The organism is Nocardia sp. NPDC058497, assembly GCF_042720195.1.
Lineage (GTDB): Bacteria > Actinomycetota > Actinomycetes > Mycobacteriales > Mycobacteriaceae > Nocardia.
This window is the reverse complement of the sequence record NZ_JBHXMY010000066.1, coordinates 1-12409: the sequence shown is the minus strand read 5'-3', so window position 1 is coordinate 12409 and position 12409 is coordinate 1. Positions and strand designations below refer to the sequence as shown.

At 70.8% G+C, this 12409-nt stretch carries 11 protein-coding genes and 2 pseudogenes; 6 read left to right on the top strand and 7 right to left on the bottom strand.

Features of this window, described 5'->3' with window-relative positions; all coding sequences use genetic code 11:
* The 5 genes and pseudogenes from ACFWPJ_RS07485 to ACFWPJ_RS07465 all read right to left on the bottom strand — a co-directional run.
* Window positions 1-152, bottom strand: a pseudogene (locus tag ACFWPJ_RS07485) (ATP/GTP-binding protein); the annotation flags it as partial.
* A gap of 28 nt (window positions 153-180) precedes the next feature.
* Window positions 181-525 carry a DUF742 domain-containing protein gene (locus ACFWPJ_RS07480; RefSeq protein ID WP_378848407.1) on the bottom strand — a complete coding sequence of 115 codons (345 nt, stop codon included), beginning with the start codon at window positions 523-525 and terminating at the stop codon, window positions 181-183.
* On the bottom strand, window positions 522-932 hold the full coding sequence (locus ACFWPJ_RS07475; RefSeq protein ID WP_378848404.1) for a roadblock/LC7 domain-containing protein: 411 nt from the start codon (window positions 930-932) through the stop codon (window positions 522-524). Before ACFWPJ_RS07475 ends, ACFWPJ_RS07480 begins: the two co-directional genes overlap by 4 nt.
* A complete protein-coding gene (locus ACFWPJ_RS07470) occupies window positions 929-2380 on the bottom strand; it encodes a sensor histidine kinase (RefSeq protein ID WP_378848401.1) in 1452 nt (483 codons plus the stop codon). The genes ACFWPJ_RS07475 and ACFWPJ_RS07470 overlap by 4 nt, the downstream gene beginning before the upstream one ends.
* 210 nt (window positions 2381-2590) lie before the next feature.
* Window positions 2591-3907, bottom strand: a complete 1317-nt coding sequence (locus ACFWPJ_RS07465) for an SGNH/GDSL hydrolase family protein (RefSeq protein WP_378848399.1) — start codon at window positions 3905-3907, stop codon at window positions 2591-2593.
* Between the two features lie 97 nt (window positions 3908-4004).
* Between ACFWPJ_RS07465 and ACFWPJ_RS07460 the strand changes: the two genes are divergently transcribed.
* Entirely contained in the window at window positions 4005-4919 is a 915-nt protein-coding gene (locus ACFWPJ_RS07460; RefSeq protein ID WP_378848396.1) for an AraC family transcriptional regulator, read from the top strand.
* A 4-nt stretch (window positions 4920-4923) separates the two neighbouring features.
* Here ACFWPJ_RS07460 and ACFWPJ_RS07455 read toward each other — a convergent pair whose 3' ends face one another.
* Window positions 4924-5331, bottom strand: coding sequence for a RidA family protein (locus ACFWPJ_RS07455; protein ID WP_378848393.1), 408 nt, complete (start codon window positions 5329-5331; stop codon window positions 4924-4926).
* Between the two features lie 62 nt (window positions 5332-5393).
* Here ACFWPJ_RS07455 and ACFWPJ_RS07450 point away from each other — a divergent pair, with 62 nt between their 5' ends.
* Window positions 5394-6002, top strand: coding sequence for a TetR/AcrR family transcriptional regulator (locus ACFWPJ_RS07450; RefSeq protein WP_378848391.1), 609 nt, complete (start codon window positions 5394-5396; stop codon window positions 6000-6002).
* Here ACFWPJ_RS07450 and bla read toward each other — a convergent pair.
* Entirely contained in the window at window positions 5995-6891 is an 897-nt protein-coding gene (gene bla / locus ACFWPJ_RS07445) for a class A beta-lactamase (protein WP_378848388.1), read from the bottom strand. The two genes, ACFWPJ_RS07450 and bla, sit on opposite strands and share 8 nt — an antisense overlap.
* Before the next feature lie 171 nt (window positions 6892-7062).
* Here bla and ACFWPJ_RS07440 point away from each other — a divergent pair, with 171 nt between their 5' ends.
* The 4 genes and pseudogenes from ACFWPJ_RS07440 to ACFWPJ_RS07425 form a co-directional block, all read left to right on the top strand.
* Window positions 7063-7938: a LysR family transcriptional regulator gene (locus tag ACFWPJ_RS07440; protein ID WP_378848419.1), complete on the top strand. Its 876-nt coding sequence runs from the start codon at window positions 7063-7065 to the stop codon at window positions 7936-7938.
* Window positions 7935-8825, top strand: a complete 891-nt coding sequence (locus tag ACFWPJ_RS07435; protein WP_378848386.1) for a serine hydrolase — start codon at window positions 7935-7937, stop codon at window positions 8823-8825. The genes ACFWPJ_RS07440 and ACFWPJ_RS07435 overlap by 4 nt, the downstream gene beginning before the upstream one ends.
* 75 nt (window positions 8826-8900) lie before the next feature.
* A pseudogene (locus tag ACFWPJ_RS07430) lies at window positions 8901-9239 on the top strand (arabinosyltransferase); the annotation flags it as partial.
* A gap of 564 nt (window positions 9240-9803) precedes the next feature.
* Window positions 9804-12409 (top strand): arabinosyltransferase domain-containing protein (locus ACFWPJ_RS07425; protein WP_378848418.1); only part of this gene is annotated, 2606 nt, incomplete at its 3' end.

The following is a 12409-nucleotide window of genomic DNA, read 5'->3' as shown; positions in this document are numbered from 1 at the left end:
GGGGGTTCTTGTTGGCCCCCGCGCAGGTGGTAAATCGTCGCCTCGGTGTCCAGCGGCCGGATCTCGCTGACCGATCGCACCAATGTCGTTTTGCCGACACCGAATCCGCCGATGACCACGATCTTCAACCCGTGCTTTGCCGTGCTGTGCAGCGGCGCGCGGGACCGCTCGGGCGCGATATCAGAGCTTACGAAGTCCAACGAGCACCTTCTCGAGGGTGGAGGCATCCAGCGACATCGCCGCCGACAGCGGTGGACGAACGGTGATCTTGCCCGCGGCCAGCAGATCGGCCAGCAGAACCGTGGCGACCCCGACCGGCAGGCGCAGTTCCGCCGCGATCTCCACGACCGCGGTCGGCGCCCGGCACATGTCCAGGATCGCCACCTGCTCGGAGGTCATGCCCGCCGACGGCGCCGATTCGCTGACCACCAGGGTCACCAGGTCGAAGTCCTCGGTGGCCGGGGCGCGCCCGCCGGTCAGCGTGTAGAACCGGTCGGGATCGTCGTCGCGGCCCGCCCTGGTCAATTCGCCGCTCCGTGTCTCGGCTGGGCAGCCAGATGCTCGCCGAGCTGTTCGACCAGCTCGTGCATGGTGTGCCCGACCAGCCCCGCGTCGGCGTCCTCGGCCGTGACCACCGCTAAGTGCGCGCCGCGCCCCGCCTCGACCACGAACAGGATGCCGCCGTAGAACTCGGTCATCGACTGGCGGACTCCGCCACGCCCGTCACCGAACTCGACGGATGCCCCGTGCGCCAGGCTCTGGAAGCCGGCGGCGATCGCGGCCAGCTGATCGGCGCGGTCCACATCGAGTTCCGGTGTGTGGCAGATCTTGAGGCCGTCGCCGGACAGCAGCAGGGCGTGCCGGGTACGTGGGGTGCGGGCGAGCAGCTTCTCGAGCAGCCAGCCGAGGTTCGCTGCGGCGGTGGTGGTCATCGGTTCTCCATGGGGTCGGGAGCGGCGGCGGCGCTGCCTGGTTGGTGGCCTGACTGGTGCTGCCCGTGGCCTGGGGCGGACCGCTGGAACGCCCCGAGAGCGGCCGGTTTCGTCGGTGCGACATCGGCGACCGGGGCGGCGGCCAGGCCATCGGGGTGGACTTTGGCCAGGGTGTCGCCCCTGCGCCGCTTGGGCAGCGCGGGTGAGGTGGACGCCGCGGGCGGCGCGGCGTCGGCGCCGGCCTGGCGGGCGTGCTGACCGATGGTTTCGGTCCAGTCGAGCTCGGTGGCCTCGGTAGGCCGTGCGTGCTGTGGGCGCGGCGTCGGTGTGTCGAACTGGCTCAGGGTGCCGAGCTGGGTGTCGGCGCGACGCGGGGTCGGCGCGGACAGCTGGGTGCCACCACGACTGCGGCGTTCGGCGCGGGCGGTGAGTTCGCGCGGGACGACCACGACGACGGCGGTGCCGCCGATGGCCGACGGCCGGTACGACACGGTGAGATCGTGTTTGCGTGCCAGGTTGCCGACCACCGCGAGGCCGAGCCGGGTGCCCGACAGCGAGGCCAGGTCGGCGCCCTTGCCCTTGTGGTCGCGCCCGCTGACGGCGGCTTCGGCGCGGCGCAGTGCGGAGTCGCTCATGACGAGTCCGCTGTCCTCGATCGTGATCACCACGCCCGCGGGCACTTCCGCGGCGTAGACGTGCACCTCGGTGGTGGGCGGGGAGAAGTTGCAGGCGTTGTCGAGCAGTTCGGCGAGGGTGTGCATGACGCCTTCGGCGGCGTGCCCGGCGATGCCGACCTCGGCGACGGACCGCAGCCGCACGCGCTGGTAACCGGCCACGCGGCCCATCGCACCGCGCAGGATCGATTCCATCGCAATCGGTTTCGCCCACCGGCGACCGGTGCGGGCGCCGCTGAGCACCGCGATGCTGTCGGCGAGCCTGCCCGTCTGCGCGGTGCGGTGGTCGATGTGGAGCAGGTCGGTGAGCACCCGCGGGTCGGCGTGCCGGTGCTCCATCTCGCGCAGCTCGGCCAGCATGCTGGTGGTCATGGCCTGGATGCGGCCCGCGGCGCCGGCGAAGGCGGCCAGTGCGGCCGCGCCGCGGCGACTGTTCTCCTGCGCTTCCCAGGCGTAGTGCGTGGCGTGTTCCTCGGCCTGCGCGATCCGCTGGCTCGCCTCCGCGACGGTCGCGGCGAGCTGCTGTTCAGCTCGCTGAGCGACGTCCTTCGCCGCCTGCGCTCTGGCCCGCTCCCGCAGCGCCACGAACACTGCGGGACAGGCGATCAGCGCCACGGCGAGCGCGGCGGCGAGTACCGGGATGCCCACGGCGGGTGGCGCGAAGACCGCGGTCACGACGCTGCTGGCCGCCACCACTCCGGCGCCGAGTACCACGTAACCGGCAGGCCCCGCGGTCGCCCCGCGCCCGGTTTTCGCCCCCGGCGATGCAGCCATCGACTGCACCATCGGCCTGACTTCCGCAGTACTCACAGGCCCCCAACCACCAATCGTCAAACCAAACACGCAGCACAGCAGCCCGTTTCGATATCGGAGGCGAGCATATCGAGCCCTCGCCCCGACTGCCACTCGTGCGACGAGGGTTCATCACCTGTTCGATTTCGATTCGTTATCGAATTGCAAAGTACACAGCCCAGCGACCTGCGGTTATGTCGAAAGCACAGCACCGATCGCCGCTGCCATCGCCGCGTAGCCGGAGTCGTTGGGATGCAGGTGATCACCGCTGTCGTAGGTATCGGCGAGCCGGGTGGGGTCGGTGGGAGCGGCCATCGCGCGGTCGAGCTCGACCACCGCGTCGAAGGCGCCTGCCGAGGTGATCCAGCTGTTCACCTCCGTCCGGATGCGATCCTTCTCGACCGAGTAGTAGGGCGACCCGGCGAACGGCAGCAGCGTCGCGCCGATGACCCGCACCCCCGCTGCCCGTGCCTGATCGATCAGTTCGCGATACCCCGCGACGAGCTGTTCGGCCGAAACCTGCGGGGAGAGCTGCCCGTCCGGGCCGGTCATGCCGGCGAGGCCGATGTCGTTGATGCCGATCAGGATGACGGCCGTGCCCACCCCCGGCTGCTCGAGGACGTCGCGGCCGAAGCGGGTGAGCGCGCTGTCGCCGAGCACCGTCGAATCGGTGAGCAGCCGGTTACCGCTGATCCCCGCGTTCACGACGCCGCCAGGATGCCCCGCGGCGGTGAGCTGACGGGTGAGGTGGTCGGGGTAGCGCTGGTCGGCGTCGATCCCGGAGCGGTAGCCGTCGGTGATCGAATCACCGAATGAGACAGTGACATCGCGGGTCCGGCCGGGGCGGACGGTATCGATGCCCGCCAGGTAGTACCAGGACTGGGAGGACTCGGTGAAGGCCGCGGCGTCCGGTGCGGCGGCGTGGTCGCCGGTGGCGCGGTAGCTCGTCGCTGCGGCCTGGGCGTGCTGGGTGGCGGGGCCGGTGGGCCTGGCGAAGTACAACGTCACCGTGATCGACTCCCCCGCCGCGATCGGCGTGGTCACGAGATCGCTGGAAATCTCTGTGCCCGGTGCGATGTCGAACGCCTCGGCGCCGGTGACGGTCAATCTGGCTACTGTCTCCGGGATCACGGCGGCGCCGCCCGCACTCCGGGCAACCGTCGCGCCGGCGACCGCGAGCGGCGTCGTGCCATATCTATTCGACAATCGAACCCTGACCTGCGGTCCGCCGTCGGACAGCCGAACCACCTGGCGGACAGTCTGATCGGCGAATCCCTCGGCCGACCAGTTCGGCGTCACCGCGGTGGCGGGGTGCTGGACCGCGGCCGCCCACGCACCCGACCATTCCGGCGCCGGGGTTTCGGCACCGCACGCCACCAGGGCCGACGTGGTCGCGCCCGCGACGAACAGGGCAGCGCGACGAGCGAGCACCGTCGTCCGCTGGTCTGTCGCGGCGGGCTCGGTGACGGCTTCGTCGACCTCGATCTTCATGTCGTACTCCTTGCTCATCGGATGCTTCAACCAGCGTATGAGTACGGAGTGAGACATGAAATCATCTGGAGTCTTCCTCAGATATCCATTCGTCTCTCAGAGTATGGTTTCTGACATGGACCTGCTCAGCGACGTTCTCGCCACCGCGCGCACCGGGCGTCCCGCCTCCGGCATGTTCGTGCGGCACGCGCCGTGGGGGCGGGCATATCCGCGCATAGACGGTGCCGGGTTCCATGTGGTTCTCCAGGGCTCGTGCTGGTTGACGCGGCCCGATGCGGAGCCGATCGCACTCGGCGCGGGCGACGCGGTGTTCATGCCGCGCGGTGTCGCCCACGATCTGCTCGACCAGCTCGACAGCCGGGCCACCGAGACGGCCGGACCCGGCGACATCCGGTTCGTCGACGGTCCCGGCGCTCCCGCGACGCTGCTGTGCGGTTCCTATCGGCTGGCCGCCGACCGCACCCACGCGCTGCTGACGGAACTGCCCGAGGTGGTACACATTCCGGCCCGGCTCGGCACCCATCCGTCGCTGCGCGCCGCCGTCGACCTGCTCGCCGATGAACTCACCGACAGCCGTCCCGGCGCCGACGCCGCGATTCCCCCGCTGCTGGATCTGCTGCTGCTCTACCTGCTGCGCGCCTGGCTCGCGGAGACCACGGAGTCGTCGGGGTGGGCCGCCGCTGTCGCCGACGCCGACATCTCCCGAGCCCTGCGCGCCATCCACGACGACCCCGCGCACGGCTGGACCGTCGAATCCCTCGGCGCCCGAGCGGGTCTCAGCCGCGCCGCCTTCGCCCGGCGGTTCACCAGCCTCGTCGGCGAACCGCCGCTGAGCTACCTCACCCGCTGGCGCATGCTCGTCGCCGCCCGCCTGCTCCGCGATACCGACCAGCCGCTGGCGACGGTGGCACGGCGCAGCGGCTACGGCTCCGAATACGCCTTCGGAAAAGCGTTCAAACGTGAATTCGGCACGGCCCCAGGGCGTTATCGCGCGACCGGCGCGGAGGTTCTGGTCGCGGGCGCGAGCTGAGCGGTCAGGCGAGGACGGCGGTGGCTTCGACTTCGACCATGAGGTCGGGTTCGCCGAGTGCGGCGACGCCGAGGAGGGTGATCGGCTTGACGGGGTCGACGCCGAGTGTGGCGGCGGCGCGGGCGACGCCTTCGCCGAGGAGCGGGAATTTGTCGGGGCCCCAGTCCACGACGTAGATGGTCAGCTTCGCGACGTCGTCGAAGCTGCCGCCGATCTCGGCGAGCGCGGTGCCGATATTGAGGTAGGCCTGTTCGACCTGGGCGGCGAAATCACCGGCGCCGACCGGGTTTCCGTCGGCATCACGGGCGACTTGGCCTGCCAGGAACACCAGCCGCGAGCCGGTCGCGATCGACATTTGCCGATAGACCTCGGGCTTGGGCAGCCCCTCCGGATTCACCAGTTCAACAGCCATGATTTCTCCCGATCGCCGAGGTTGACGCTTCATAACATAGCATTGATATGTAATCTGGCACCATGGCCAGGACGAAGAAGCCCGAGGTGCGGGCGATGCTGATCGAGCGGGCGGCGCAGTTGCTGCGTGAGCGTCAGCCGGTCACGCTCCGTGGACTCGTCGCGGGGACGGCGGTGTCGACGATGGCCGTCTATACGTATTTCGACGGGATGGACGGTTTGTGGCGCGCGGTGCGGCAGGAGGGGTTCACCCGGCTGGCGGCGCGACTGGCCGAGGTACCCGACACCGACGACCCGGTGCACGATCTGGCCGCGCTCGGCAGCGCCTATCTGACCAATGCGCTCGTCAATCCCGATCTGTACCGGGTGATGTTCGATGCCGGGTTCGCGCTCGAGGACGCCCCGGCCGCCGATGCCACCTTGGAACGCCTGGTGATCGCGGTCGAATCGGCCAAGGCGACACGGCGTTTCCGCGCCGATGTCGACCCGCTGGATCTGGCCACGCAGAGCTGGACCATCGGACACGGGCTGGCCGGTCTGGTCGCGACGGGCCCGTTGCCACCGGCCGCCCTCGGCTACGGCATCCCCCTGCTCACCGCGTTGTTCGTGGCGGCTGGTGATGATTCCGAGCGGTGTGCGCGGTCGGTGGCGTCGGGCTGGCGGGTCAGTTGAGTTCGCCCACAGCCGCTTTCGTCGCTTCCGCGACAAGCTCGTTCGACGGTTCGGCGTTCTGCTCCGACTTGGTGGACAGGACCGCGAGCACGAGCGGCGCGCGGCCCGGCGGCCAGGCCACCGCGACATCGAGCGCCGAACCGTAGGCCGGGGTGCCGGTCTTGTCGCCGACGACCCAGTCCGCGGGCAGACCCGCCTTGATCCGCTTGGCGCCGGTGCGACTGGCTTTCAGCCACGCGGCGAGCTGGGCTCGCTCGGGTTCCTGTAGTGCGGTGCCGACGACGAGTGCGCGGTAGTTGGAGACCAGCGCCGTGGCGGTGGTGGTGTCGCGTTCGTCGCCGGGGATCGCGGTGTTGAGTTCGGGTTCCCAGCGGTCCAGGCGGGACACGGTGTCGCCGAGGGTGCGCAGGAAGGCGGTGAATCCTTCTGGACCGCCGAGCAATCGGAGCAGCATATTGCCTGCGGTGTTGTCGGACTGGGTGATCGCGGCATCGCAGAGGGCAGCGACGGTCATGCCTGTGTCGACGTGCTCGGCCGTCTCCGGGGAGTTCACGACGATGTCGGCGGCGGTGTAGCGGATCACCTGGTCGAAGTAGCCCGTCGACAGCGGATGGGCTCGCAGGAGACCGCCGCAGGCCAGGCCTTTGAAGGTCGAGGCCATCGGGAAGCGTTCGTCGGCGCGGTAGGTGACGGTGCGGTCGGAGCCGGTGTCGACCACCGACAGGCCCAGGCGGGCGCCGTAGGTCGCTTCCAGGGCGGCGAACGTGGGCGCGGCCGTCGACGTCTCGGGTGTGGTGGTGGCACCGGTGCTGTTCGAACAGGCGGTGAGGACGACGGCGGACAGCGCCAGCGCGGCGGCGGTGAGGCGCCTGCGGCGGGTGTTGGTCACGGAGGGAGTCACTCCTGCACCAGATCACCGCGGGCGGCGGCGAGGCCAATACCGGAGACCCGCGAGTCCTAGTCGCCTTCGATATCGGCGCAGGTCGCCGACAGGGCAAGGGCGACAACGGCGGTCCGCCCGTGGCCGATCGGGGGTGGTCGCCAGGTGAGCGCTGGTTCAATGGCCGACATGGATCTGCTGCGTCATCTCCGGTTCTTCGTCGCGATCGCGGACGAGGGCCACTTCGGGCGCGCGGCAGCCGCGCTGGAGATGACGCAACCGCCGCTCTCCCAAGGTCTGCGGCGGCTGGAACAGCATCTCGACCTCGAGCTGATCCACCGCACCAGCCAGGGCGCGATGCTCACCGCCGCGGGCAGGCAGCTGCTGCCGCGGGCCCGCTTGCTCGTCGACGACGCCGATCGGCTGCTCGCCGAATCAGAGCGGATCGCCCAGCGCAGCGGAACCGTGCGATTCGCGGCCACGGCGGCGCTGCCCGACCGGCTGGTCGCCGCGTGCGTCACCGCACTGCGTGCTTCCGGTGGGACGGTCTCCACCGCACTCGGCCCGACCGTCGACCTCGTGACGGAGGTGCGGGCCGGGGTGTGCGATGTCGCGGTGATCGAGCATCCGGCGCTGGTCGACGGCATCGACGCCGGGCCGGTCGTGAAACTGCCGCGCTGGCTGGTCGTGCCCGCCGAACACCGCACCACCACCGCCGAGCGCCCCACCTTCCCGATGCTCGCCGGTCTGCATTTCGCGCACCCCGCCCGCGCCGCCAACCCGCCCGCCTTCGACACCGTGCTCGACCTGCTGCGCGAACGCGGACTGGACGCGACCACCCTGACCGCCCCCGACGACCGCGCGGTACTGGCCGCGGTCGCCGCCGGTACGAGTTTCGGCCTCACCGCCACCCCACCGACGCCGACACCCGGTGTCGCCTGGCTGACGCTCGCGCCGCAGTCGGTTGCCTTGCGGGTCAGGATCATTCGCCGTACCGACGCCGCCGCGCATGCCGACGTCCTGGATCGGGTCCTCTACCGGGAGCGGCTGCGATGAGCTCGGCGGCCGAGCGGATCCGGGCCGTCTTCGCCGACGCGGGCTGCACCGGGTGGCTGCATGCCCGCCGCTGTGACGACTCCCCCGCCGAGGTGTCGGTGGGTGGTCGAGAGCGGGTGGTCACCGCGTCGGTGTACAAGCTGCTGCTGCTCGTGGCGTTCTGCCGGCAGGTCGACGAGGGCCGGATCGACCCGGTCGCCCGGCTCACCGTCGACCCCGCCGACTGCACCCCCGGCCCGACCGGACTGGCCACCCTGCGCGATCCGGTCACCCTGAGCCGGCGCGATCTGGCGACCTCGATGATGACGGTGTCCGACAATGCCGCCGCCGATGTGCTGCTCGGCGAGATCGGCCTCGCCGCGGTCACGGACCTCCTCGACGAAGTCGGGCTCACCGAGACCCGCATCGTCGGCGGCACCGCCGACCAGCACCGCAGCCTGGTCCGCGACACCGACACCCACACCACCGCGGAAGCCTTCGCCGCCCTCGCCGACAACGACGAAGCCTGGACGGTCTCGGCCTACGACCCCGCCTACGCCAGCGCGACCACACCGGAAGAGATGACCCGTTTCCTGCGTCTGCTGTGGAGCGGTGCCGTGTTATCCACGGCCAGCACCGAATTCGTGCGAACCGTGATGGGCAGCCAGATCTGGCCGCATCGGATCGCGGCGGCTTTCCCGCATCGCGGCGTCCTCGTCGCGGGAAAGACCGGCACCATCGGCGTGATCCGCAACGAGGTCGCGGTGATCGAATTCCCGGACGAAACCCCGGTCGCCGTGGCGGTTTTCACCCGTGCCGCCCGCGCCGACCCGACTCTGCCCGTCGTCGACGCGGCCATCGGCGAAGCCGCCCGCATCGCCGTCATCGAACTACGCCGACCCCGCTGACCCACCCGGTTCGGGCGGTGGTGGCTAGCATCGTCGTTCGTGGGTGGAGATTCTTCCGGCTTCGGCCGGGTACAGATGGCCGGAATCGTGGCGGGGGTCGCCGGAGTGGCGCTGGCGGTGTCGGCTCCGTTACTGCCGGTTCAGCAGGAGCGCGCGAGCCTGGATTGGCCGCAGCCGCAATCGATGCAACTCAGCGCGCCGCTGGTGGACTACGTGCCGCTGTCGCTGGACGTGAGCATTCCGTGCACGGCCCTGCGGGACATGACCGGCGCGACGGTGTTGTCGACGGTTCCGCCGCAGGCACCGCGAGCGGGATCGAAGGGCCTGGTCGCGCGGATCGAGGATCGCCCGGAGACGGGACGGACCCTCGCCGTCGTCCTGCGCGATCGACTGCTGCTCAGTGCGTCGGTGGCCGATATCGCCGGTGCGCCGGGGGATGCACCGCCAAGCGGTGTGCCGGGTTCTGCGCCGGGTGGGGGTCAACCTTCGGGTACCCCGCCCGCCGGCAGCGCCCAGCCTTCCGGCACCGACCCTTCGCGCAGTGCACCGCCTTCCGGCGCAACCCCACCCGGTGATGCCACTCCGCCCGCCGGTGCGCCTCGGCCCGGCACCCATACCGGTGCGCCGTCCCCGGACAATGCCGCGCCTGACGACGGTCGGCAGATAGCCGGACCGCCGACGGGCGCACCGCCCCCCGGCGCGATACCCCCGCCGGGGGCCGCAGCGCAGGGGCCTGGAACATCTCCTTCAGCAACGAACCCGCCGCCAGGGTCCGCACCGGCAGCGCCCGGAGCACCTCCCCCAGCAACGAACCCGCCGACCGGATCCGCGCCGTCGGCCCCGGGAGCACAACCGTCAGCGACCAATCCGCCGACGGGCGGGCCAACCGGCACCCGCCCCCCAGGTCCCGACGCACCGCCAGGTGGTGGAACACCGGGTGGCACACCGGAGAACAAGCAGGCTGCGCGATGCACGGCGTTGACCGTCACGTCGACGGCGACGAGTACGACCGCCGAACTCACCGGCCTGACCAAAGCCGACGGATCGCCGATGCGGACGACCGTGGATGCCGATGTGCGTCCGCAGATCGTGGGTGTCTACACCGAGCTGGATCGGGGGCGGATCGGCGATGCGCGTCTGCATGCCGAGATCGATGCGCGGTTCTCGTCGAGTCCGAGCGGGTGGAAGCTGGCGGCGATCGTCGGTGCGGTGCTGTGCGCACTGATCGCACTGATCTGCCTGCATCGCAGTGATATTCGCGATGGGCGCGGGTCCCGGCGGATCCCGCCGGCCCGCTGGTGGCGGTTCACCGGTCTCGATGCGACGGTCGCGGGCACGCTGGTCGTCTGGCATGTGATCGGCGCGAACAGTTCCGACGACGGTTACATCCTGACGATGGCGCGGGCGTCGCGGGAGGCCGGCTACACGGCCAACTACTACCGCTGGTTCCAGGTCGCGGAGGCTCCGTTCGGCTGGCCGTACGAGGTGCTCGCGCAGATGACCCGGATCAGTGATGCCGGGTTGTGGATGCGGTTGCCCGCGTTGCTGGCCGGGCTGGTGTGCTGGCTGGTGCTCAGCCGGGAAGTGTTGCCGCGCCTGGGTTCCCGGGTCGCCGCGAGCACGGCGGCGCGCTGGACCGCAGCCCTGGTGTTCCTGTCGATCTGGTTGCCCTACAACAACGGTCTGCGCCCGGAACCGCTGATCGCGGTCGGCGCACTGCTCACCTGGTGCTCGATGGAGCGGGCGATCGCGACCCGTCGCCTGCTGCCCGCCGCCGTCGCGGTCCTGATCGCCGCGTTCTCCCTGGCCGCCGGTCCGACGGGACTGATCTGCCTGGCGGCTCTGCTGGCCGGTTCGCGACCGGTCCTCCGGACGATCATCGCCCGTGCCACCACAGGTTCGGGGCCCGCGCTCCTGCGCTATGCGGCCTTGCTGGCGCCGATCGCCGCCGCGGGCACCCTGGTCCTGGTCGTCGTCTTCGCCGACCAGACCCTCTCGACCGTGCTGGAAGCCACCAGGGTCCGTCAGCTCGTCGGCCCCGACATGTCCTGGTTCGAGGAACGCACCCGCTGGGATTCCCTGCTGTCGGTGAACCCCGACGGCTCCCTGGCCCGCCGATTCGGCGTCCTCGCCATGCTCCTGTGCCTGGTCGTCGGCACCCTGGTGACCCTGCGCCGCGGCGGCCGCATTCCCGCGACCGCCCGCGGCCCCGTCACCCGCATCCTCGCCGTCACCTTCATGGCGCTGCTGCTGATGATGTTCACCCCCACCAAGTGGACCCACCACTTCGGCGTCTACGCGGGCCTGGCGGGCGCCCTCGCCGCGGTCACGGCGGTAGCCCTGAGCCGCGCCTTCCTGCGCCCCTACCTCCGCACCCTGTTCGCCGCAGCGGTCCTGTTCCTGCTCGCCATCTGCTTCACCGGCTCCAACGGCTACTGGTACGTCTCCGGCTACGGCGTCCCCTGGCCCGACCGCGCCCCCGCCCTCGGCGAATTCGAGGTCTCCACCCTCTTCCTCACCGCCACGGCCCTGACCCTGCTCGCCGCCCTCTGGCAGTACTACCGAGCCCCTGACGAGAACTCCCGATCCCTCGAAGCATCGACAGCTACATGGCATTTCAGGTTCCCCGTAGTTGTGCCGCTTACGGTGGCCGCTGCGGCGATGGTGTTGTTCGACGTGGGATCGCTGGCGACAGCTGCTGCCTCGCGGTACCCCGCGTATTCGGTCGGGTTGTCGAACCTGCGCACGCTGACCGGCGATCAGTGCGCCATGGCCGATGACGTGCTGGTCGAGACCAATACCGCTGACTCGCTCCTCACGCCGTACACCGGCACGGTCGCCGACGGGCTCGCCGGGGAGAACACCGGCTTCACCCCGAACGGCATCGGCAGCCTCGCGCCCGATCCCGGCCCAGGCCAATCATCCGCTCCCCCATCAGGTTCAGGTCCCGCGCCCGGCGGCCCAGGGGGCGCGGGCCCAGGCGGCGCTCCGGGCGGCCCCGGCCCGAGCGGTCCAGGCGGCGGTGGACCGGGCGTGCCCGGCGGATCCGCTCCCGCCGGCGCCGGAGGCTCGAGCCCCGGAGGATCAGCCCCGGGTGGACCGGGCGTCAACGGCAGCACGGTGGCACTCCCCTTCGGCCTCGTCCCCGAACGCACCCCGGTACTTGGCAGCTACTCCACCGGCGCACCGCAGCGCACCCAGCTGACCACCCAGTGGTACCGACTGGATCTGGCTGCGGCACAGCAGGATCCCGCGTATCGGGTGCTGATCCTGACCGTGGCCGGACGCATCGAATCCGTGGCGCCGGACGGTTCACGCCTGCCCGGTCAGCGGTTGCGGGTCGAATTCGCCAAGCGTGCGGACGACGGCACCGTCACCCCCCTGGGCGATGCCACGCCACCAACCGTCGGCGGCGCACCAGGCTGGCGCAACCTGCCGATCGACCTGGACCAGGTGGCCGCGGGCCCCACGGCGGTCCGCCGCGTCGCCGGGGCCGGGGGACCCCACCCCCGGCAGTGGCGGGGGGGGGGGGCCCCCCGGGGGCCGCCCCCGCCGCCCCCACCACTTCCGGTCGTGCCGAATCC